The following is a 23157-nucleotide window of genomic DNA, read 5'->3' as shown; positions in this document are numbered from 1 at the left end:
ACGGTGAGCCCGGCGCCGCGAAGCGCCCTGGCCCTCTCCACCATTCTCCTACTGTATGCCATGCGGACTCCGTTCCGGACCTCAACGGTCCAACTTTTTGTCCGCAGTCCCGCTGAAATACCGGGACGCAGTTTCCCTTTCAAACAGAACAAGGCGCGCTGCCTGCGGTTGATGCAGGCAGCGCGCCTTTTGCGTTGGGCCTCGTTGAGGTTCGAAGTCGTGGCTTGCGACCTTTAGGAGCGGGCGGCTCCGTCGACGGGGAGCACGGCGCCCGTGACGTAGGAGGACATGTCGCTCGCCAGGAAAACAAAGGCGTTGGCGACATCCTCGGGCTCGCCCATGCGACCCAGCGGAATGGTGGCGATGATGGGCTTGATGACCTCTTCGGGCAGGTTGGCGACCATATCGGTTTTGGTTACGCCGGGTGCGACGGCATTGACGCGAATGCCCATGGGGGCGAGCTCGCGCGAGAGCGACTGGACCATGCCGTTGACGGCAAACTTGGACGTGGGGTAACCGACGCCGGAGGGCTGACCGTACTTGGCGACCATCGAGCTCGTGGTGGTGATGGTGCCGCCGTGGCCGGCCTCGGTCATAATCTTGGCGGCCGCCTGGTGACCGTTAAAGACAGCGACGACGTTAAGGTCCATGACTTTGGCGAACTCCTCGGCCGTGTAGTCCAAAAGCGGCGAGCGCTGGGAGATGCCGGCGTTGTTGACGACCGTGTCCAAGCCGCCCATGTCGGTTGCAGCCTGGGTAAAAGCCTCGGTCACGGCCTCGAGTGAGGTGAGGTCGCAGGAGCGGCCCCAGACCTTGGCGTCGGGATAGGCGGCCGCCAGCTTCTCAACGGCCGCGTCGGCAGTCTCCTGGCGCGAGCCAAAGACGGTGACGGCGGCACCCTCTTCGATAAAACGGCAGGCGATGGCATAGCCGATACCGCGCGTGCCTCCGGTGACGATTGCTTTCTTGCCCTCGAGCAACATAGTGCTTCCTCTCATCGCGGGCGGACACTCTCAGCACAGCGTAGCGGTAGCCGGAATCGACCGCGTTTGCATATCGGTGAACGGTAGCGCGCGTTACCGATGAGCGGCTCGCGCAAATGTGCTCTGCCGTTGTGCTTAGGGCAGGAGGCAAAAGGGCTCCCGTCCCACATCGGACGGGAGCCCTCAAAGCGCGTATTGCTAGGCGAGCGTTGGGTTAGTTGGCCATGACGCCTTCGGTCCAGGCCTCGACGTCCTCGATGCGCAGGACGTTGGCGACCTCGGCCACGCAGTCGACGCTGGCAAGCTCGGCCGCGGCAGCCTGGACGTCCTTCTCGAGCGCGCGGTGCGTCAGGAAGATGACCGAGCAGGCATCGCTGACGCCCGACTTGCCGTCCTCGACCTGGTTGATGAGCGAGATCGAGATGTTGTGCTTGGCAAAGATATCGACCGTCTCGGACAGGGCACCCACGCGGTCGGCGACCTTCAGGCGCACATAGTACTTGGTCTGGAGTTCGTCCATGGGCTTAAAGGCGAGGTTGTGGCCATAGGGCTCAATCTCGGGCAGCGGAGCCACGCCGCGGCTGATCTGCTCGGAGAGCGACAGGATATCGCCCACGACGGCGCTCGCGGTGGGGAAGGAGCCTGCGCCGGCACCGTAGAACATGGTCTCGCCCACGGCGTCGCCTACCACGTAGACAGCGTTCATGGCGCCGTTGACCTTGGCAAGCATGTGGTCGGCGGGAATCAGCGTGGGATGCACGCGGACGTCGACGCCGGCGTCGGTGTTGCGGGCGATGCCGAGCAGCTTAATGGTGTAGCCGAGCTCGCGGGCCTGGGCGATGTCCTCGGCGTCGATGGTACGGATGCCCTGCTGGTACACATCATCGGTGGTCACGCGGGTGCCAAAGCCGATGGAGGCGAGGATCGCCGTCTTGCTGGCGGCGTCGAAGCCGTCGACGTCGGCGGACGGGTCGGCCTCGGCATAGCCCTTGGCCTGCGCGTCGGCAAGCACGTCGGCGTAATCGACGCCCTCGGCGTCCATGCGCGACAGGATATAGTTGGTGGTACCGTTGAGGATGCCGGCGATGGTCAGGATCTTGTTGCCCACCAGGTCGTGCTCGAGCGTGCTCACGATGGGGATGCCGCCGCCGCAGCTGGCCTCGCACTTAATCTGCACGCCGCACGCGCGCGCCTTCTCGGCAAGCGTCTCGACGTGACGGCCCAGCAGGGCCTTGTTGGCAGAGACGACGTGCTTGCCGTGCTCAAAGGCGGTGGTGAAGATCTCGGTCGCGGGATGCTCGCCGCCGATCAGCTCGACGACGATATCGACGGCGGGGTCGGTAACGACGTCATGCCAGTCGCTCGTAAAGGCCTCGCGCTCAATGCCTGCCGCCTCGGCCTGCTCCCAGGCAAGCGCGCAGGCGCGGGTCAGCTTAAGGTCGATGCCGTAGGCGGCCAGGTACTCATCGTGGTGGCTCTTGATCAGACGGGCCACGCCGCCGCCGACGGTTCCCAGACCGATCAGACCGACGTTCACGGTGCGCAGGGGTTCGCTCATAGATAGCTCCTTCGTGCATCTTATAGATTGATTGATCAAGTAATGTTGAGTGCATTCTAGCGTGAACCGAGGGCGCGTGCTCGCCAGTCAACAGGAGTCGCACAAAACGGCACCCCCGAAACGCTGCGGAAACATTGGAAACATGCTCGCTACAAACGAACTTCCGTAACAAACTGTCAACGTTTGCGCCATAAGGTTTGCCCCGTACCGCAAGACGGCCGCACCGCGGCCAGCGAAAAAAAGGGGACACCATGTTCAACATCAACAGCACGCTCAGCCGTAGGAACTTTCTCGCCGGCGCTGCGGCGCTCGGCAGCGCTGCCGCACTCGCTGGTTGCTCGTCGGGTGGCTCGGACGGCGGCTCCGCCGATGACGGTAAGACCTTCAAGATCGGTGTCATCGGCCCTCTGACCGGCGCCGCGGCAACCTATGGCGTTTCGGCCGAGAAAGGTGCCAAGCTCGCCGCCAAGGATTTCTCGACCAAGGATCTCAAACTCTCGCTTAAGTCCGAGGATGACGTCGCCGACGGCGAGAAGGCCATCAACGCCTTCAATACCTTGTGCGACTGGGGCATGCAGGCGCTCGTCGGCCCCGTCACGACTGGTGCCGCCGTCGCCGTCTCGGGCGAGATTGCCGACGATATGCTCATGGTCACGCCTTCGGCCTCGTCGCTCGACGTCACCAAGGATAAGACCACGGTCTTTCAGGTTTGCTTCACCGATCCCACCATGGGCGCCAGCGCCGCGAAGTTCTTGGCCGAGAAGTATGCAGACGCCAAGATCGCCCTGTTCTACAACTCCGGCGATACGTATAGCTCGGGCGTTGCCGACGCTTTTGCCGAGCAGGCCAAGGCGTCCAAGCTCGATATCGTCGATACCGAGACCTTTAAGGACGACTCTTCCACGAGCTTTACCAACCAGCTCACCAAGGCCAAGGAGGCCGGCGCCACGCTTATCTTTGCCCCGATCTATTACACGCCGGCGTCCGTCCTGCTCAAGAACGCCAAGGACATGGGCTACGACATGACCCTCATGGGCACCGACGGCATGGACGGCCTGCTCTCCGTTGAGGGCTTCGACACCTCTCTTGCCGAGGGCGTGCTGCTCATGACCCCGTTCTCTGCCGACGATGAGAAGAACGCCGACTTCGTCAAGGCATATAAGGACGCCTACAACGAGACGCCCAACCAGTTTGCCGCCGATGCTTATGACTGCATCCACGCGATTGTCGAGGCAATCGATGAGGCGGACATCGACATTACGGTCGACGGCGCCGACATTGCCGGCGACCTTGCCAAGGCTATGCGCAAGATCAGGATTGAGGGCCTGACAGGCGAGCTCACGTGGAACGACGAGGGCCAAGTCGAGAAGCCCGCTACGGCCTATGTGATTCAGGACGGCAAGTACATCGCCGCCTAAGTGCATATAACGAGACCGGTGGAGACATGTTATTCAGGGCAGGAAAGCTTGTAACAAAACGGAAACATTACTTTCACACAATAAAATCTCTAAACTGTATAAACCGACAGAAATACGCATAATTATGGATAAATGGACAAGGCAAAAGAAAAGTTGAAATAATCGCCACTTTTCTCAACTAAAGCGTCTACTATTTTGCGAACGCCGAAGACGGCGGAGGATGGCCTGTCGGGTAACCGAAACCCGACGAGATTTGAGAGGAGAGCCGCATGTCGAGCCTCACCGGTAAGTCATTGAACCCTGTTATGAATCGCAGGAGCGTTATCGCGAGCGCAGCAGGTCTGGGGGCGATGTCCATTCTAGCTGGCTGCTCCTCCAACGGCGGCGACAGCGGTTCCGCTTCGAGCGACGCTTCGTTTAAGATCGGCACCATTGGCCCGCTGACCGGTGCCGCCGCGTCTTACGGCAAGTCCGTTACCCAGGGCGTCGAGCTTGGCTGCAAGGACTTCTCCACCAAGGAGCTGCCGCTTGCCAGCAAGGCCGAGGACGACCAGGCCGACGGCGAGAAGGCCGTCAACGCCTTTAATAACCTGCTCGACTGGGGCATGCAGGCCCTCGTCGGCCCGACCACCACGGGTGCGTCGGTTGCCGTTGCCGCAGAGTGCAGTAACGACCCCAAGACATTCATGATCACCCCGTCCGCGTCCTCCGAGGACGTCACCGACGGAAAGGATTGCGTCTTCCAGGTTTGCTTTACCGACCCCAACCAGGGCGTCAACGCTGCCAAGTTCCTGGCAGAGAAGTATGCGGACGAGAAGTTCGTGCTGTTCTATAACTCCGGCGACGCTTATTCTTCGGGCATCGCAGATTCCTTTAAGGCCCAGGCCGCTGAGTCTAAGCTCGAGATTGTTGACGAGGAGACCTTTAAGGACGACTCCGCTACGAGCTTTACCAACCAGCTGACCAAGGCCAAGCAGGCCGGCGCCACCATGATCTTTGCGCCGATCTACTACACGCCGGCGTCCGTCCTGCTCAAGAACGCCAAGGACATGGGCTACGACGTCAAGATGATGGGCTGCGACGGCATGGACGGCATCCTGGGCGTCGAGGGCTTCGACACCTCTCTTGCCGAGGGTCTGCTGCTCATGACCCCGTTCTCCGCCGACGACGAGAAGAACGCCGACTTCGTCAACGCTTACAAGGATAAGTACGGCGATACCCCCGACCAGTTTGCCGCCGATGCCTACGACGGCGTGCACGCGGTGGCCGAGGCCCTCAAGGAGGCCGGTCTTGGTGTCGACGCGGACCCGACCGAGGTCGCCGAGAAGCTGCCCAAGGCTATGCTCAAGATTACCGTTGACGGTCTGACCGGCAAGCTCTCCTGGAACGACAAGGGCCAGGTCCAGAAAGATCCTACGGCGTATGTCATCACCGACGGCAAGTACGTACTGGCCTAATAGGCCGCCTTACATAGAGCGGTTTTGATCCCAAGCAGGGGAGGTTTTCGCCTTCCCTGCTTGCTTGGTATCTGGGGACAACGTAACGTCCCTGTTTCATACATCAACTGGAAACCTATTCGAAAGGGGGATGTGGAACATGACGGTCTTTATCCAATACCTGGTCAACGGCCTGTCCATGGGCAGCGTCTACGCCATCATCGCGTTGGGCTACACCATGGTCTACGGTATCGCCAAGATGCTCAACTTCGCTCACGGCGATGTCATCATGGTCGGTGCCTATGTCTCGTTCTGCGCCACGTCGTATCTCGGCCTCCCGGGCTGGGCATCTGTAGTTCTCTCTTGTGTGGTCTGCACGGTCCTCGGTGTTCTCATTGAGGGTCTGGCCTATAGGCCGCTGCGCCAAGCAGGCCCGCTGGCCGTTCTGATCACGGCCATCGGTGTGTCCTACTTCCTGCAGAATGCCGCGCAGCTTCTGTGGGGCGCCACGCCCAAGAACTTCACTTCGCTCGTCACCTTCCCGGTGCCGGAGTTCTTGGCCAAGCTCAACGTAAGTGCCGTCTCGCTCGTCACCATCGTCGCCTGCCTGGTTATCATGGCCGGTCTGATGATCTTTACAGGTAAGACCAAGATGGGCAAGGCCATGCGCGCCGTGTCCGAGGACAAGGCCGCCGCTCAGCTCATGGGCATCAACGTCAACCGCACCATCTCGATGACGTTCGCCATCGGCTCCGCCCTTGCCGCCATCGCCGGTGTGCTCCTGTGCTCCTACTCGCCGGTTCTGCAGCCCACCACGGGCGCCATGCCTGGCATCAAGGCCTTCGACGCTGCCGTTTTCGGCGGTATCGGCTCCATCCCCGGTGCCTTTGTCGGCGGCATTCTCATCGGCATCATCGAGGCGATGGCGCAGGCTTACATTTCCACGAGCCTTGCCAACTCCATCGTCTTTGGCGTTTTGATCATCGTCCTGCTCGTCAAGCCTGCCGGCCTCTTGGGCAAGTACGTACCCGAGAAGGTGTAGGTGAGCGTTATGAAGTTTCTTACAGACAAGCAGACGCGTCACGACTTTGTCACGTACGCCATGTGCGTTGTGGCGTTCGCCATCGTGTTCTTTATGCAGTCTAACCACATGATTCCGCGCATGATTGTCGGTCAGCTGGTTCCCATCACGGCCTATATCGTCATGGCCATCTCGCTCAACCTCGTCGTCGGCATCGCGGGCGACTTGTCGCTGGGCCACGCGGGTTTTATGAGCGTCGGCGCCTATACGGGAATCGTCACCGCCGTCGCGCTGGAGAGCGCCGTTCCGTCTGACCCGGTGCGTCTGATCATCAGCATTGTGGTCGGCGCTATCGCCGCTGCCATTCTGGGCTTCCTGATCGGTATTCCGGTTCTTCGCCTGAGCGGTGACTACCTGGCCATCGTAACGTTGGCCTTTGGCGAGATTATCAAAGAGATCGTTACCTGCCTCATTGTGGGCGTCGATTCCCGCGGCCTGCACGTGATCTTTAACATCACGGGCAATTCCACGATCGACGACCTACACCTGCTCGAAGACGGCACCGCTATCATCAAGGGTGCCCAGGGCGCATCTGGTGTTTCGACCTACTCGACGTTCCTTGCTGGCGCCATCCTGGTTATGGTTGCGCTCGTGATTGTGCTCAACTTGGTCCGCAGCCGCACCGGTCGTGCCATCATGGCCGTGCGCGATAACAAGATCGCTGCCGAGTCCGTGGGTATCTCCGTCACCCAGTACCGCATGATCGCCTTCGTGGTTTCCGCCGCTCTCGCCGGTGCTGCCGGAGCCCTCTTCGGCGGTAACTTCTCGCAGCTCTCCGCCACTAAGTTCGACTTCAACACGTCGATTCTCATTCTTGTGTTCGTGGTCCTGGGCGGTCTGGGCAACATGCGCGGTTCCGTCATCGCGGCGGCGCTGCTCACGGTGCTCCCCGAGCTGCTCCGTCAGTTCTCGGACTACCGCATGCTCATCTACGCCATCGTGTTGATTCTGGTCATGGTCTTTACTAACAACCCGCAGCTCAAGGCGTTCTTCGCGCGCATTAAGGACCGCTTTGCTTCCAAGAAGGAGGTGGCAGCCGATGCCCAGTAAGTTTGAGTTCAACAAGGGCAAGATGGTCCCGTATCCTTCTGGCGCCATCGTTCCCGACCGCGACCTGGGCGAGCGCCCGGCGCTCGAGTGCATCCACCTGGGCATTGAGTTCGGCGGCCTTAAGGCGGTCGACGACTTTAGCCTGACCATCGGTAAGACCGAGATCGCCGGTCTCATCGGCCCCAACGGAGCCGGCAAGACCACGGTCTTCAACCTGCTCACCAAGGTGTACCAGCCCACGCACGGCACCATCCTGCTCGACGGTGAGGACACCTCGGGCAAGTCCGTCTACCAGGTCAACCGCATGGGTATCGCTCGTACCTTCCAAAACATCCGCCTGTTCAACACCATGACGGTGGAGGACAACGTAAAGGTCGGCCTGCACAACCAGGAGCGCTACTCCGGCTTTGAGGGCGTGCTGCGCCTGCCGACGTATTGGAAGCACGAGAAGGCCGCCCATGAGCGCGCCATGGAGCTTCTGTCTATCTTTGATATGGAACATCTGGCAAACGAGCAGGCCGGCTCGCTACCTTACGGCGCTCAGCGTCGTTTGGAGATCGTCCGCGCGCTTGCCACCAATCCCAAGCTACTACTGCTCGACGAGCCTGCCGCCGGCATGAACCCGTCCGAGACTGCGGAGCTCATGGCGAACATCGTCAAGATTCGCGACACCTTTGGCATTGCCATCATGCTCATCGAGCACGACATGTCGCTCGTCATGAATATTTGCGAGGGTATCTGCGTGCTTAACTTTGGCAAGGTCATCGCCAAGGGCACGGCCGAGGAAATCCAGAACAACGAAGCCGTTATTGAGGCTTATCTGGGCAAGCAGGATAAGGGGGAGAACTAAATGGCAGAGCCGATGCTTTCCGTCTACAACATCAACGTCTGGTACGGCGCCATCCACGCCATTAAGGACATCTCCTTTAACGTTAACGAGGGCGAGATCGTGGCCCTGATTGGCGCGAACGGCGCCGGCAAGTCCACGACGCTCAAGACTGTCTCGGGCCTGCTGCGCTCCAAGACCGGCTCCATCAAGTTTATGGGCGAGGACATTATCCATACGCCCGCCGACAAGCTGGTTGGCAAGGGCCTGTCTCAGGTACCCGAGGGGCGTCGTGCCTTTTTGCAGATGACGGTCGAGGAGAACCTGGAGATGGGTGCCTATACACAGCCCAAGTCCACGGTTGCCCCGGGCCTCGAACGTGTTTACGAGCAGTTCCCGCGCCTGAAGGAACGCCGTCGCCAGGTGGCCGGCACCCTTTCGGGCGGCGAGCAGCAGATGCTCGTTATGGGTCGTGCCCTTATGAGTAACCCCAAGCTGCTCATGCTCGACGAACCCTCCATGGGTCTGGCGCCGATCCTGATCGAGCAGATCTTCCAGATTGTCGAGGATTTGCACAAGGCCGGCACCACGGTGCTCCTGGTCGAGCAGAACGCGCAGATGGCGCTTTCCATCGCCACACGCGGCTACGTGCTCGAGACCGGCAAGATCACCATGACCGGCACCGGCCAAGAGCTGCTGCACGACGACAACGTCCGCAAAGCTTATCTTGGTGGTTAATCCATCCAGTAATAGGGGCGCTGACCAACTCGGTCAGCGCCCCTTTCGAAATGATCCGTTGGCTTGGTATTTAAAGTGCGACAATGCCGTGTGGAAATAGAAGTGTCATCTGGGGGGTCTATCTATGCTGTACGAGTTTTGTGCCGAGAACTTTGAGCGGGTGCCGGCGGCCATTGCGGCCGGTGCGGGACGCATTGAGCTGTGCGACAACCTTGCGGTTGGTGGCACCACGCCCTCGGCCGGCGTTATCAGCGCTACGACCAGCTATGCTCGCGAGCACGATGCACGGGTGATGTGCATGATCCGTCCGCGTGGCGGCGACTTTCACTACAACCAGGACGAGCTGCGCATGATGGAGATGGACTTGGGCCTTGCCGTAAGCGCCGGCGTCGATGGCTTGGTCTTTGGTTGCTGCAAGCCTTGTGCCGGCGGATGGGCGCTCGATGAACTTGCGTTGGGCGCCCTTGTGATGGCTGCGGGCTGCGCGACCGAGGAGTGCAAGCGCGAGCCCATCGACATCACCTTTCACATGGCGTTTGACCAGCTCTCGCCCGAGGCTCAGCTCGACGCGATTGACACGCTCGCCGACTGCGGCATAACGCGCATCCTGACGCATGGCGGTGCCGCCGGCACGCCGATTGAGGACAACCTGGAGCATCTGTCGCACCTTATCGACTACGCGGACGATCGCCTGACCATCCTTCCCGGCGGCGGCATTTCCGCAGCCAACCGCGATACCGTGGCTGCGGCACTGGGCGTCTCCGAGCTCCATGGCACCAAGATCGTGCCGCTGGAGGTATAACCCGTGCCCCTGGTATTTGACGTTCAGCAGGCGAGCGGGAAGCCCGACGACAACCGGCGCCCTGGCACCGCGTGCCCCTTTTGCGATACCGAGGAACTCGCCAATATCATCCGGCGCGACGGTGACTGTATCTGGCTCGAGAATAAGTTCAAGACCCTGCGCGCCACCCGTCAAACCGTGCTGATCGAGTCGGCCGACCACGACGCAGACCTGGTGACCTATGCGCCGGACGAGCTGCATCATGTGATGCGGTTTGCCCTGGGTTGCTGGCAGCAGATGATCGATTCACGGCAGTATCGAAGCGTGCCCATGTACAAGAACAAGGGTCCGCTCTCGGGCGGTAGTCTCGTTCATCCGCACATGCAGATTGTGGGTTTGGAGCAGGAAGATGGCTATGCTTCGCTGACTTCCGCCAATTTCGAAGGCATCAATGTCTGGCAACAGGGGAGAATTGCGGTCAACATCTCAACCGAACCGATTATGGGGTTCTTTGAGGTCAACGTTTCAGCTCCGCGGGGAATCGCCGCCAGCGATGACACGCGGGACCAAGCCGAGGCGGATCTCTTCGCCGATGCGATCCAGGTAGCTCTGCGTTATATCCTAAACGAGCACCACGGTGGCCGTGCAGAGTCGTACAACTTGTTCTTCTATCACCTGGGCGGTCGGACCATTGCCAAGGCGCTGCCGCGTTGGGTGGTTTCGCCCTACTTTGTCGGCTATCGTTTGGCCCAGGTCAATGCCGAGACGACGCTCGATATCGATGCTGAGCGCCTGCGCGCGCAGCTGGAAACGCTCGTATAGCAAGACTAACACCCGCGTAATGCGGATAGCCTAGCGTGCCATGGCGTCGCGGCCGGCCTCGACGCGCTTGCGCTGAGCAGCGCGCTCCTCGCCGGTTAGACGCTCAAAGAGATGCCCGATAAGCGAGGCAAGTACCTGCTGAAACAGCGTTCCGCACATGACGGGAAATACGACTTCGCCCGGAAAGTATTGCGTGGCGATGACGGCGCCCGAAGAGATGTTGCGCATGCCGCAGGTAAAGCACATGGTAGTCGTTTCGCTATACGGCAGATGCAGTGCGCGGGCTACCAGAATACCGACGACAAAGCCGCTAATGGCGAAGATCAAAATAAAGAGGGCGACTTCCAAGCGCACCGCGTTCATGTGCAGCACGTACTCGCTCATGGCGGTGGAGTTCGACGCGATAACACCCATCATCATGAACTTGCAGGCGGGCGAGAGCGCGGGGGAGAGCTTCTCGTGTCCCCATCCGCGCGTGAGTTCGTTAATCACGATGCCGAGCAGGGCGGGGATAGCGATCATGAAGGCCATGTTCTGCATCATGCCCGGCACGTCGATCGAGACGGTGGCGCCCAGCAAGAGCTTAAGCGTGAGCGGAATCGTAACGGGTGAGATAACCGAGGACGTCAGGATGATGGTGAGCGCGAGCGGGCCGTTGCCGCCGAACATGCTAATCCACATAAAGGCAGTGACTGCCACAGGTACGCTGTACTCGAGCACGATACCGCAGACTAGGTTGGGGTTGGAGCCAAAGAACAGCGACCCCATGGCATAGGCTGTTATGGGAATAAGCACCGCCGAGACCAGCAGCGCCAAAATCAGGTGCAGCGGACGGCGGAATACTTCGGCTACCTGATGGAAGGTGTTGCTGAGGGCACCTTGGAACGTCATAAAGGCAAACAGGGTGGGGACGATGGGCTTGAGCACGCCGATCTGCTGGGGAAAGAGCACGCCGAGCGTCACGCAAATCGGAACGATGATCTGCATATGCCCCGCGAGGAACTTACCCAGTCCAACCCATTGCTTCATATGCGCTTGTGACTCCCTTTGCTCGTGAATCCGTTTTGAATGGATATGCTAGACGCTCGCATGCGTCCGTGTGGCTGAAACGCCCGATTATTTCGAGGCTATTACTGCCCTCGTTTAGCGAAACCACGGCGTGCTGGACGTTGTGCGTCCGCGCCGCACGGTATAATAAATCCGTTCAACAGATCTGCCTGCCGAAGCGGGCATACACAGAGGACTCATCGCTATGAACCGTGAGAGGTATCGCGGCGACCTGCCCCTATCGGGGGTGGGCGCCTATGTCATCGCTTAAGACAACGCATCGCTGGGCGGTCGCTCAGCAAAACCCCGAGCTCGAAAAGGAGCTTTCGTCTGGCCTGGGCATACCCGGGCTGGTGGCGCGCATTATGGTTGCGCACGGCATTACATCCATCGAGGAAGGCCAGCTTTTTTTGACGCCTTCGCTCGATCGCGACTGGGCGGACCCGCTCGTTATTCCGGGTATGGCGGTCGTCGTCGACCGCGTTGAGCGTGCTATTCGCAGCCACGAGCGCATCGCCGTCTTTGGCGATTTTGACGTCGACGGCATTACGTCGACTTGTCTGTTGACCGAGGCGCTGCGTTCGTTTGGCGCCAACGTCACGCCGTTTATTCCGCATCGTTTTGACGAGGGCTACGGCCTGTCGCGCGCGGCGCTCGACCGCGTTAACGAGCTCGCTCGACCCCAGCTGATCGTGACCGTCGATAACGGCATTGCCGCCAAGGAAGAGGCCTCCTATCTGGAGAGCCTGGGGATCGATTTGGTGGTCACGGACCATCACGAGCCGTCCGACCAGGTGCCGCAGGGCGTGCCCCTGACCGACCCCAAGCTCGAGGACAAGGGTCCCTCGCGCGAGCTTGCCGGTGCCGGCGTGGCACTCAAGCTGGTGCAGGTCCTGGGCGAGCGTTTGGGCAAGCCGTCGTATTGGCGTTCGCTGATAGAGGTCGCGGCGCTGGGCACCGTGTCCGACATGATGCCGCTTACGCCCGAGAATCGCGCACTGGTCGCCGAGGGCATCCAGCAGATGCGCGTGACGGCCCGTCCCGGCTATATCGCGCTTGCCGCACTTGCCAAGGCCGACCTTTCTACCATTACGGCCGACGGCCTGTCGTTTTCGCTCATCCCCCGTCTGAATGCTGCCGGCCGCATGGCTGATCCCAAGCTGGCGCTCGACCTGCTGCTTGCCCGCGACCCCATCGAAGCGAGCGCGCTTGCCGCCGAGCTCGAGGAAATCAATCGCCAACGCCGCGAGATCGAGGCCGAGCTTACGCGCGATGCCATGGCGAAGGTCGAGGAGACTTATGACGGCGGGCGCGCAATCGTCGTGGGCGGCGAGGGCTGGCACGAGGGCGTCAAGGGCATCGTGGCGAGCCGCTTGACCAATCGCTATCACGTGCCGGCGCTGCTCTTCTCGATCGAGGATGGCGTTGCGCGCGGATCGGGCCGCTCGGTGGGCAAGATCAACCTGTTCGACGCCGTCGAGCGTTGCTCCGACCTGCTGATTCGTCGCGGCGGGCATGCCGGTGCGGTGGGTGTGACCATCGAGGCATCCAAGCTCGATGAGTTCCGCCGTCGCCTTTCGGCCGTGCTATCGGAGCTTCCCGCCGAGGACTTTGAGGACACTGACGAGGTTGCCGCCACCGTTGATCTCTCCGAGCTAAATATCGAGACCATCGAGCAAATTTCCCGTCTTGAGCCGTTTGGCCAGGGCAATAAGGTGCCGCTTCTGGCCGCCGAGGGCGTGACGATGTGCGATCGCGCCGTGGTGGGCAAAACCGGCGAGCACATGCGCTTTGTGGCGACCGATGGTGCCGCGAGTGTGCCGGCCATCATGTTCCGCGTGCCGCAGATCGATAGGCTCATCAATTGCGACAGCGCCGTCGACTTGGTGTTCGAGGCCGTGGCCGAGCATTGGCAGGGACGTGTGAAGCCCAAGCTCATGATCAAAGATGTCTTGGTGCGCGATACCGCGGCGCCCAATATCGACGATCCGGCATGTGAGCTTCGCCGCGGCGTGCAACCGGCGGATTCTGGCCTGCGCCTGGAGTCGCGTAAACGCGAGACGCTCGCCCAGCTTTCTTATACCGAGCTCACGCGCTCGCTTATCCATAGCTTTATCGGCTCGAACCAGCCGCATCGCGCGCAGGTCGAGGCACTCGACGCGCTTGCCGACCATCAGAGCGTTTTGGCCGTTATGGGGACGGGGCGTGGCAAGTCTCTGATTTTCCATGTGCATGCCGCGCGCGAGGCGGTTCTTCGCGGGCGTGCGAGCATTTTTGTCTATCCTTTGCGTTCGCTCGTTGCCGATCAGGCCTATCACCTTTCCTCGACGATGGCCGCGCTCGGCATTGGTGTCGGCGTGCTGACTGGCGAGACCGTGGAGGCCGTACGCGATGACGTGTTCGCCGGCCTTGCTTCGGGTCGCACCGGTATCGTTCTCACGACGCCCGAGTTCTTGTCTATCCACCGCGATCGATTTGCGCGTTCTGGACGTATTGGCTTCGTTGTTATCGATGAGGCGCACCATGCCGGTCTTGCTAAGGGTGGTGACCGGAGTGCATACCTCGATATGCCCGATATTCTTAAAGCCCTGGGCGACCCCGTTGTCATGGCGGCAACGGCTACCGCGACGGCTCCAGTTGTGGCAGAGCTTGCTCGCGTATTGCCGATTACCAGCACGGTGGTCGACGAGACCGTTCGCGAGAACCTACAACTCGAGGATGATCGTGACCTTGCGAGCCGTGAAAATCGCCTGGTTTCAATCGTTGCGACGGGGGAGAAGACCGTCATCTACGTGAACTCGCGCGACCAGTCCGTGGCGCTTGCCAAGACGTTGCGCAAACGTGTGCCCGACTGCGCGACCCATATCGCGTTCTATAACGCCGGGCTTGCGCGTTCCGATCGCCGACGCGTCGAGGAGGCGTTTCGAGATGGCAGCCTGAGCTGCATCGTTTCAACCTCGGCCTTCGGTGAGGGCGTCAACCTGCCCGATATCCGCCATGTCGTGCTCTACCACATGCCGTTTGGCGCGATTGAGTTTAACCAGATGAGTGGCCGTGCCGGCCGCGATGGGCAGCCTGCCGTGATTCACCTGCTCTATTCGTCTCGTGACGCTCGTATTAATGAGCGCCTGCTCGATTGTTACGCGCCCGAGCGCGATGAGCTTGTCACGCTCTATCGAGCGCTGCAGACCATGTGGCGCTCCAATCGTGGCAAGACGGGGGACGATTCATTCTGCGCAAGCGATATCGACATTGCGCAGATGTGCCTTGCAATCGACGCGCGCACGCCGGTCGATGAGCGTTCGGTGGCAAGCGGCTTGGGAATCTTCGAAGAGCTCGGTTTCTGTCACGTTTCGGGGTTTGACGATACCCGTCGCATCGCGATGACCGAAAACCCCGGGCGCGTGCAGTTGAGCAGGTCGATCCGCTATTTGGAGGGCTTGCGCTCGCGCATGGAGTTCTCGGCTTTCCGGAGTTGGGCACTCGATTCGTGCGCTTCTGATATGCTTACCAAAATTAACCGCCCGATCGTACCGCGGGCCTAGGGAAGGGGACCTCGATGGATGCCGCAGCCCGTACCGCCCATGATTCCGCCCTCCAGCCCTTTTCGGAGATGGAGCACTATACGCATGCCGATGATCTGCCGCCCGAGATTATGGCGGACAGCTACGACAAGCTGGAGCGCCTGTGCCTTAAATATATGAGTGAGGATGACTTCTCCAAGGTGGAGCAGGCCTACTGCTTTGCTGCCGAGAAGCACTGCAACCAAAAGCGGCGCTCGGGTGAGATGTACATTAACCATCCCGTCGAGGTGGCTATCATTTTGGCCGACCTTAAGATGGACTGCGATGTGGTGTGCGCTGCATTGCTGCACGATACCGTCGAGGATACCGATACCTCGCTTGCCGATGTTTCGGGTCTGTTTGGCGAAACCGTGGCAGAGCTCGTCGACGGCGTGACCAAGCTCACCAACATCGAAGTCGACAACATGGACGAAAAGCAGGCGCTTACGCTGCGCAAGATGTTCCTCGCCATGTCCAAGGACATTCGCGTCATCATCGTCAAACTAGCCGACCGCCTGCATAATATGCGCACGCTTGCCGCCCTGCGCGAGGACCGCCGCCTGTTTAAGGCGCGCGAGACCATGGATGTGTATGCGCCCCTGGCCGACCGCCTGGGCATGAGTTCTATCAAGTGGGAACTCGAGGATCTGTCCTTCTTCTACCTTGAACCCGACGCTTACCAGCGCATCGCCCGCATGGTGGCAGAGTCACGCGAGGTTCGCGAACGCTTTCTGGCCGAGACTATCAAGACGCTTACCGATGAGCTCGACCGCATTGGCCTTGAGGGTTTTCAGATCAACGGTCGTTCCAAGCACTATTGGTCCATCTATCAAAAGATGAAGCGCAAGGGCAAGGAGTTCTCCGAGATTTATGATCTGGTGGCGCTGCGCGTCATCACCCATTCGGTGCGCGATTGCTATTCCACGCTTGGTGCCGTGCATACTTTGTGGCATCCCATGCCCGGTCGTTTTAAAGACTATATCGCCATGCCCAAGGTCAATAACTACCAATCGCTCCATACGACGGTTATCGGCCCCACGGCCCGTCCGCTCGAGATTCAGATTCGAACCTACGAGATGCACGAGCAGGCCGAGTACGGCATCGCCGCCCACTGGCTATATAAGAAATCGGGCGGATCGTCTGCCTCCAAGACCAACGACGCACAGCGTCTGGACGATCAGATTAACTGGCTCAAGCACTCGCTCGATTGGGCAGCCTCTGACGAGATTACCGATGCCAAAGAATATCTGCACTCACTGAAGGTCGACCTGTTTGACCAGGAGATTTTTGTCTTTACGCCCAAGGGTGAGGTCATGGCGCTTCGTGCGGGCTCTACACCGCTCGACTTTGCCTACGCTGTTCATACCGAGGTCGGCAACCACTGCGTCGGCGCCAAAATCAACGGTGCGGTGGCTCCGCTCACGCACGAAATCAAGACGGGTGACCGTGTCGAGATCCTGACTAACAAGAGCTCCAAGCCGTCGCGCGATTGGCTCAAGATCGTCAAGACGCCTTCGGCCAAGTCAAAGATTCGCCGTTACTTCGCCGCTGCGACCAAAGACGATGACGCTGCTGCCGGTCGCGATATGATGGCCAAGGACCTGCGCAAGCGCGGGTACGGCATCTCTACGCCGCGATCCACGCGTGCACTCAATGCCGTGGCGGAGCAGTTTAACTTCAAGCAACTCGAGGACTTGTTCGCAGCCGTTGGCGCGGGCAAGGTCGCCCCGCGCGCTGTGGGCAATAAGGTCGAGCAAATCTTGGATCCCAAGCCCGAGGAGCAGCTCACCAAGGCCGAAGCCATCGCTGAGGTCGTCAAGCAGCCTGCCCGCGGTTCCAACCGCAAACCGCAAAAGCGTGGCAAGAGCGCAAGTAACGGCATTATCGTCAAGGGCGAGAGCAACAGCGGCCTGCTGGTTCGTCTGGCGCATTGCTGCAATCCGGTGACGGGCGACGACATCGTGGGCTTTATCACGCGCGGTCGAGGCGTCTCGGTGCATCGTGCCAACTGCCCCAACGTCAAGGGTCTCATGGAACACCCCGAGCGCATGATTGACGTGGAGTGGGATGGTGCTGCCGATACGCTTTTCCAGGTCGAGATCGTGGTCGAGTGCTTGGATCGTATGGGCTTGCTCAAGGATGTCACCATCGCCATTGGCGATGCAGGCGGAAATATCCTTTCCGCCGCTACCTCGACCAACCGCGAGGGCATTGCGACCCTGCGCTTTATGGTCGAGATTTCGGACGCGAGCGGTCTGGATCCGCTGCTGGCATCCATCAGCAGTGTCGACTCGGTCTATGACGCACGCCGTCTGATGCCTGGCGAGGGTGGGGCTCAGCTTAAGCGTCGCGTATAGGCGTGACGAACGCACAACGGTAATGATATTGGCTACGTTCGAGGCATCGTTTGATGCCTCGACGCTTGTAGAAGGAGGACGTGCTCATGGTCACTGCAGCTTTGGACTTAACCCCTCGGGGTACGGCTTCGATTGAGGCGCTTGTAAACGGCCCCATTCAGACCAACAGTTACGCCGTAATCTCGAGCGGCGAATGCCTGATTATCGATCCGGCCTGGGAAGGTGAGCGTCTTGTGGAACATATCTATACCAAGCATCCTGACGCGCACGTGCTAGGCGCTGTCTGCACCCATGGCCATGCCGATCACGTAGGTGGCGTTGCCGGAGCGCGAGCCGCCGTCGGTAAGGGTTTCCTATATGAGTTAGGTGCGAAGGACGTGTTGGTATCTCGTGAGAATATCGAGGAGCAGCGAGCGATGTGGGGCATCGATACGCCCGATCCGGGCGAGCCGACGCGATTGCTTGCTGAGGGCGATACGATTGAATTGGGTGATATCTGCCTGCAGGTGATCGAGACGCCCGGTCACACACCGGGTGGCATTGTCTTGTTCGCCGCCACCGAGCAGGGAAGCATCGCCTTTGTTGGCGACACCCTGTTCCCGGGCAGCCACGGCCGCACCGATCTCGCCGGTGGAGACGAGGCGGCGATTCTGCGCTCGCTCTCCAAGCTCGCCCAGCTGCTTCCAGCCGATACCGTTTGTTTAACGGGGCATGGTGATTCGACCACTATGGCGCGCGAGCTCATGCAGAACCCTTTCATGCAGATGTAGCTTTGTAGTCAGCTGCTTAAGCACGAGAAGTGTCCAAACGTCAAGATATTTTCCCCAACGGGCCGATTCCGTAGGGCAAACGGTCAAAAAAAGTCTGTTTGGACGATATTCGTGAACAAACGAACGTTTATGCTCGGGTACGCCGTGGTAAAATCTCATGCGTTATCGGAGCAACCTTACAGGAGGTTTCTTTTATGCTCGTCAACGCAGCAGACATGCTCAAGAAGGCCGAGGCCGGCAAGTATGCTCTCGGTGCCTTCAACACCAACAACCTCGAGTGGACTCTGGCTATTCTCCAGGCCGCCGAGGAGGCCAAGTCTCCGCTGATCCTTCAGTGCACCGCTGGTGCCGCTAAGTGGATGGGCGGTTTCAAGGTCTGCGCCGACATGGTCAAGGCTGCCGTCGAGGCCACGGGTGTTACCGTTCCCGTCGCCCTTCACCTCGATCACGGTTCTTACGAGGACTGCTTCAAGTGCATCGAGGCCGGCTTCACGTCCATCATGTATGACGGCTCTCACGAGGAAACCTTCCAGCTTAACCTCGATCGCACCAAGGAGCTCGTTGAGCTTGCCCATTCCAAGGGCATGTCCATCGAGGCCGAGGTCGGCGGCATCGGCGGCACCGAGGACGGCGTGACCTCCAACGGCGAGCTCGCTGACCCCGCTGAGTGCAAGCAGATTGCTGACCTGGGCGTCGACTTCCTCGCCTGCGGCATCGGCAACATCCACGGCGTGTATCCCGCCGACTGGGCCGGTCTTTCCTTCGAGCGTCTGAGCGAGATCAAGGCTCAGACCGGCGACCTGCCCCTCGTTCTGCACGGTGGTACCGGCATCCCCGAGGATCAGATCAAGAAGGCCATCTCCCTGGGCATCTCCAAGATCAACGTCAACACCGACCTGCAGCTTGTCTTCGCTGCCGCCACGCGTGAGTACGTTGAGGCTGGCAAGGATCAGCAGGGCAAGGGCTATGACCCCCGCAAGCTCCTGAAGCCCGGTCGCGAGGCCATCGTTGCCCGCACCAAGGAGCTCATGGAGGAGTTTGGCTCCGTCAACAAGGCGTAAGTAGCGGTTTAACTTCCCGCCGGAGGCCCCGTTTCCCCTACGCTGTTTCCCTCGCGCTCACCTGGCTTCGCCAGAAGTCGCGCGATGGAATCAGCTCCGGGGAAACGGGGCCTCCTTCGTTAACTCGCTACGGGGTTACTGGGCTGAATTATTTATTTGACTACCGTTCAGCGGTGTTGATGGCTCCCTTGTTGGGGCTTTCTTTTTATGTCGGTACAATGGTCTCGGGTTGTCGTTCTGCGTGGGAGTGGTTATGGCTGTCGTTAATGTTTTGCCTGCCGATGGAAAGGTTGTTGCCGAGGGCCCCGTTGGTTGCTCTGTTGATGTTTGTTGCGATGATTTTCGTCATCTCGACATTGGATTGCCACCTGAGATCCTTCGTCTCAAGGACGCCGGGTACCTGGCGCAGGCTGTTGCGGCTTGCGACCGTCTTTTGGAACAGAGCCCTGATCCCTCGTTGGCAGCTTGCGTTCGTGCCGAGCGGTATCGCATGATCGAGACGTCGTTTCATTTTTCGGTGTCGCGCGATCAGGCTATTGCGATGATCCGCGAGGAGTGGCCGGAGTTTACCGAAGATCAGTTTGACGACCTGATCGATCGCAAGCGCATCGACTGGCGCTTTATCGATGGTGAACTGTTCGTTCTCGACAACTTCCTTGATTCTTTGCGTGTGTATCCCAAGGAGGTTCCGGGCCTGCGTCCCGATTCTACGGATGGAACTGCGCTGCGCAACCAGATGCTTAAGAAGATGGAATCACAGGGCGGGCTGTCGCGTGCCATTACGCTTAAAGCATCCGTGTCTGTTCCCGGTGCTCTGGAGGGGGAGGCCGTTCGCGCGTGGCTTCCCGTTGCCGCAGCCTGCCGCCAGCAGTCTCATATCGAGATTCTCGATATGACGCCGGAGGGGGTCCTTGCTCCCGCGAACGCTTTGGCGCGTACCGCCTCGTGGGTTTCCTCGGCTGATCGATCGTTCTCAGTGACCTATCGTTATCTGATTGATGCCGCTTATTGCGATATCTACGGGGGAGCGCTTCCGGCGCATCCGTGTATGGACGCGCCGCTGCCCAAGGATATTTCCGAGGACCGACCGCATATTGCATTCACGCCGTATCTGCAGCAGCTGACCGAACATGTTATCGATGGTCTCGAGGATCAGCTCGACCGCGCTCGGGCTATCTATGATTATTTGACGCATCATATCGACTATCGATACCAGCCACCGTATCTGCTTCTGGGCTCTATCGCCGATGACTGCGCGCATTCGCTTCGCGGTGATTGCGGTGTTATGGCGCTCACGTTTATCACCATGTGCCGCATCGCCGGCGTGCCCGCACGTTGGCAGAGCGGCCTGTACGTTGCGCCCGACTCGGTGGGCTCGCATGACTGGGCGGAGTTCTATACACCGCAGACGGGTTGGCTTAACGCCGATGTCTCGTTTGGATCCTCGGCACGCAGGATGGGGGAGGAATGGCGCCGCCGCCACTACTTTGGCAACCTCGATCCATGGCGCATGGTGGCAAACTGTCGGTTCCAGGCAGAGTTTGAACCCGTCTTTGACGGTATGCGTGAGGACCCCTACGATAACCAGATGGGCGAGGCCTCGGTCGACGGTCGCGGATGCCGCCAGCGCGAGATGCTCCGCACGGTCGAACTCATCGAAATGCTCGAAGTTCCATTTTCGGACTAATCTACGGAAAGCTGTGATAAACTAACTCACGCAACACGTGCCCGAGTGGCGGAATTGGCAGACGCAGTGGACTCAAAATCCACCGTTGGCAACAACGTGCGAGTTCGAGTCTCGCCTCGGGCACCATACATGCAAAAGAGCGTTCAAGGGGGTTAAGGCCCCCTTTTTCGTGTACGTAATGTGATAACGAGCGGTACGTGTTATTATCGCCAAGGCGTTGTTTCCGCAATGCCCTAAAGAGGAACCCGAGGGTTCCCACCTTTTGGCGCCAATGAGCAGCTGACTGGTCATACAACTTAGATTCTCTTCCTCATATCGAGGATGTCTATGTGTACGACCTGGTTGCAAAAAAGCGCCGGGTTATTTTTTTATGAATGGAGGTAGGGAAAATAGCTAAGTCTGATGACACCCGCATCAACGACGAGATCACTGCATCTTCGTGCCGTTTGATTGGCGTCGATGGCTCTCAGCTCGGCCTGTTCGCCATCCGCGATGCCCAGCGCGTCGCCGACGATCAGGGTCTCGACCTTGTCGAGATCGCTCCCAACGCGGAGCCGCCGGTCTGCAAGGTCATGGACTACGGTAAGTTCAAGTACCAGCAGGCCATGAAGGTCAAGGCTGCTCGTAAGAACCAGTCCAAGGTCGAGGTTAAGGAAATGAAGTTCCGACCCAAGATCGACGTTGGCGACTACGAGACCAAGAAGGGCCACGTTCTGCGTTTCCTCAAGAAGGGCGCACGCGTTAAGATCACCATCATGTTCCGCGGCCGTGAGATGGCTCACCCGGAGCAGGGTCTTAACGTTCTCGAGCGTCTCGCCGAGGATCTTAAGCCTTACGCTACGGTCGAGTCCAAGCCTAAGATGGAAGGCCGTAACATGCTTATGCTGCTCGCCCCAATTAAGGGCGCCTTTGATGAGGATAAAGCGGCAAGTGATACTAAGTAACTAGTGTTCTGTAACCGATTAAGGAGTATTTCATGCCTAAGATGAAGTCCCACAGCGGCACCAAGAAGCGTTTCCGCAAGACTGGTACCGGCAAGCTTATGCGCGCCAAGGCTTTCAAGAGCCACATCCTGAGCAAGAAGTCCACCAAGCGTAAGCGTGGCTTCCGTCAGGAGACCGAGATCGCCGCTGCCGACCGCAAGGTCATCAAGTCGCGTCTCGCCTAAGTTAGCGTTCCCGTTTTTCGTTTAACCGTCTAGGAGTTGATAGAACATGGCACGTATTAAGCGCGCTGTTGCCGCCAAGAAGAAGCGCCGTACCGTTATGCACCGTGCGAAGGGTTACTACGGTGCCGCTTCGCGTACTTACAAGCATGCTAAAGAGCAGGTCCAGCACTCTCTGCAGTATCAGTACCGTGACCGCCGCAATAAGAAGCGCGAGATTCGCTCTCTCTGGATCACCCGTATCAACGCTGCTGCTCGCCTGAACGACATCTCTTACTCTCAGTTCATGCACGGCCTGAAGGTCGCCGGTATCGAGCTCGACCGCAAGGTCCTGGCTCAGATGGCTTACGAGGACATCGAGTCTTTCAACGAGCTGGCTACCATCGCCAAGAAGGCTCTCGAGGCCTAATTGATTCTCTTGAATCGCTAGGGGAGTGTCGCGCTGTGCGCGGCGCTCCCTCTTTTTATCTAAGGCGCTGGTTTATATAGCAAAAGCGCGGGTAGATAGACACTTACAGGTGACCGATCTTTATATATCTCTTAACCGAAGGGTCATCATCTGATACGTGCAGTATTTCTGCACCAGCCTTTCTATTACTTATATAGGAAGCGATATATTGTGTAGGACTTGTGAAGAGTGGAATTGACGTCCCACATCGCTTCGCGGTCTGGCAATATATCTCCTTGCCGCGCGGCCCGGTCGGACCGGATGAGACGCGCAGGCGTGCACCTTGAGAACCGGATACTGCGAGGATGGACACACCAGATGTGTCGCATCCGGGCAGACATCGAACCATTTGAAATGGTCTGACTT

Annotated in this window: 19 protein-coding genes and 1 tRNA gene; 17 read left to right on the top strand and 3 right to left on the bottom strand. The window is 59.4% G+C overall.

The window, feature by feature from the left end; translation table 11 throughout:
• Positions 1 to 233: 233 nt before the first annotated feature.
• Positions 234 to 983 (bottom strand): SDR family NAD(P)-dependent oxidoreductase, encoded by a 750-nt coding sequence (locus ACTQXO_RS08265; RefSeq protein ID WP_441033393.1) that lies wholly within the window; start codon positions 981 to 983, stop codon positions 234 to 236.
• Between the two features lie 214 nt (positions 984 to 1197).
• Positions 1198 to 2541 (bottom strand): homoserine dehydrogenase, encoded by a 1344-nt coding sequence (locus tag ACTQXO_RS08260; RefSeq protein ID WP_441033390.1) that lies wholly within the window; start codon positions 2539 to 2541, stop codon positions 1198 to 1200.
• Between the two features lie 251 nt (positions 2542 to 2792).
• Here ACTQXO_RS08260 and ACTQXO_RS08255 point away from each other — a divergent pair, with 251 nt between their 5' ends.
• The 8 genes from ACTQXO_RS08255 to ACTQXO_RS08220 all read left to right on the top strand — a co-directional run bounded on the left by ACTQXO_RS08255 (position 2793) and on the right by ACTQXO_RS08220 (position 10693).
• Positions 2793 to 3959 carry an ABC transporter substrate-binding protein gene (locus ACTQXO_RS08255; protein WP_441033387.1) on the top strand — a complete coding sequence of 389 codons (1167 nt, stop codon included), beginning with the start codon at positions 2793 to 2795 and terminating at the stop codon, positions 3957 to 3959.
• Between the two features lie 269 nt (positions 3960 to 4228).
• Positions 4229 to 5416, top strand: a complete 1188-nt coding sequence (locus ACTQXO_RS08250; protein WP_427719715.1) for an ABC transporter substrate-binding protein — start codon at positions 4229 to 4231, stop codon at positions 5414 to 5416.
• Between the two features lie 139 nt (positions 5417 to 5555).
• Entirely contained in the window at positions 5556 to 6437 is an 882-nt protein-coding gene (locus ACTQXO_RS08245) for a branched-chain amino acid ABC transporter permease (RefSeq protein ID WP_441033384.1), read from the top strand.
• Between the two features lie 9 nt (positions 6438 to 6446).
• Positions 6447 to 7526 carry a branched-chain amino acid ABC transporter permease gene (locus ACTQXO_RS08240; RefSeq protein WP_427795359.1) on the top strand — a complete coding sequence of 360 codons (1080 nt, stop codon included), beginning with the start codon at positions 6447 to 6449 and terminating at the stop codon, positions 7524 to 7526.
• Entirely contained in the window at positions 7516 to 8376 is an 861-nt protein-coding gene (locus tag ACTQXO_RS08235; protein WP_427719717.1) for an ABC transporter ATP-binding protein, read from the top strand. Before ACTQXO_RS08240 ends, ACTQXO_RS08235 begins: the two co-directional genes overlap by 11 nt.
• The gene (locus tag ACTQXO_RS08230) at positions 8377 to 9090 is read left to right on the top strand and encodes an ABC transporter ATP-binding protein (RefSeq protein WP_229770701.1); all 714 of its coding nucleotides are present in this window, start codon (positions 8377 to 8379) and stop codon (positions 9088 to 9090) included. It abuts the gene before it with no gap.
• A gap of 124 nt (positions 9091 to 9214) precedes the next feature.
• Positions 9215 to 9892 (top strand): copper homeostasis protein CutC, encoded by a 678-nt coding sequence (locus ACTQXO_RS08225; protein WP_427719718.1) that lies wholly within the window; start codon positions 9215 to 9217, stop codon positions 9890 to 9892.
• A gap of 3 nt (positions 9893 to 9895) precedes the next feature.
• On the top strand, positions 9896 to 10693 hold the full coding sequence (locus tag ACTQXO_RS08220) for a DUF4931 domain-containing protein (RefSeq protein WP_441033377.1): 798 nt from the start codon (positions 9896 to 9898) through the stop codon (positions 10691 to 10693).
• 30 nt (positions 10694 to 10723) lie between these two features.
• Here ACTQXO_RS08220 and ACTQXO_RS08215 read toward each other — a convergent pair whose 3' ends face one another.
• The gene (locus ACTQXO_RS08215; RefSeq protein WP_427794445.1) at positions 10724 to 11722 is read right to left on the bottom strand and encodes a bile acid:sodium symporter family protein; all 999 of its coding nucleotides are present in this window, start codon (positions 11720 to 11722) and stop codon (positions 10724 to 10726) included.
• A 275-nt stretch (positions 11723 to 11997) separates the two neighbouring features.
• On the opposite strand from ACTQXO_RS08215, the gene recJ reads away from it, so the two are divergent.
• The 9 genes from recJ (at position 11998) to rplT (ending at position 22752) form a co-directional block, all read left to right on the top strand.
• Positions 11998 to 15285 (top strand): single-stranded-DNA-specific exonuclease RecJ, encoded by a 3288-nt coding sequence (recJ, locus tag ACTQXO_RS08210; RefSeq protein ID WP_441033374.1) that lies wholly within the window; start codon positions 11998 to 12000, stop codon positions 15283 to 15285.
• A 14-nt stretch (positions 15286 to 15299) separates the two neighbouring features.
• Positions 15300 to 17660 (top strand): RelA/SpoT family protein, encoded by a 2361-nt coding sequence (locus tag ACTQXO_RS08205; protein ID WP_441033371.1) that lies wholly within the window; start codon positions 15300 to 15302, stop codon positions 17658 to 17660.
• Between the two features lie 86 nt (positions 17661 to 17746).
• Complete coding sequence (locus ACTQXO_RS08200; RefSeq protein ID WP_427796208.1) at positions 17747 to 18430, top strand: MBL fold metallo-hydrolase; 684 nt, start codon at positions 17747 to 17749, stop codon at positions 18428 to 18430.
• Between the two features lie 194 nt (positions 18431 to 18624).
• The gene (gene fba, locus ACTQXO_RS08195; RefSeq protein ID WP_154517212.1) at positions 18625 to 19491 is read left to right on the top strand and encodes a class II fructose-1,6-bisphosphate aldolase; all 867 of its coding nucleotides are present in this window, start codon (positions 18625 to 18627) and stop codon (positions 19489 to 19491) included.
• A 253-nt stretch (positions 19492 to 19744) separates the two neighbouring features.
• Positions 19745 to 21178 carry a transglutaminase-like domain-containing protein gene (locus ACTQXO_RS08190; RefSeq protein ID WP_154517214.1) on the top strand — a complete coding sequence of 478 codons (1434 nt, stop codon included), beginning with the start codon at positions 19745 to 19747 and terminating at the stop codon, positions 21176 to 21178.
• Positions 21179 to 21217: 39 nt separating this feature from the next.
• Positions 21218 to 21304, top strand: a tRNA-Leu gene (locus tag ACTQXO_RS08185).
• Between the two features lie 248 nt (positions 21305 to 21552).
• Complete coding sequence (infC, locus tag ACTQXO_RS08180) at positions 21553 to 22122, top strand: translation initiation factor IF-3 (protein WP_441545603.1); 570 nt, start codon at positions 21553 to 21555, stop codon at positions 22120 to 22122.
• A gap of 32 nt (positions 22123 to 22154) precedes the next feature.
• Positions 22155 to 22346 carry a 50S ribosomal protein L35 gene (gene rpmI / locus ACTQXO_RS08175; RefSeq protein WP_006234422.1) on the top strand — a complete coding sequence of 64 codons (192 nt, stop codon included), beginning with the start codon at positions 22155 to 22157 and terminating at the stop codon, positions 22344 to 22346.
• A gap of 46 nt (positions 22347 to 22392) precedes the next feature.
• The gene (gene rplT, locus ACTQXO_RS08170) at positions 22393 to 22752 is read left to right on the top strand and encodes a 50S ribosomal protein L20 (protein WP_006234421.1); all 360 of its coding nucleotides are present in this window, start codon (positions 22393 to 22395) and stop codon (positions 22750 to 22752) included.
• Positions 22753 to 23157 lie beyond the last annotated feature (405 nt).

The sequence above is a fragment of the Collinsella sp. LCP19S3_D5 genome (assembly GCF_052121415.1).
Lineage (GTDB): Bacteria > Actinomycetota > Coriobacteriia > Coriobacteriales > Coriobacteriaceae > Collinsella.
Note: the sequence above shows the minus strand (reverse complement) of the source record. Positions and strands in the feature narration are given on the sequence as shown.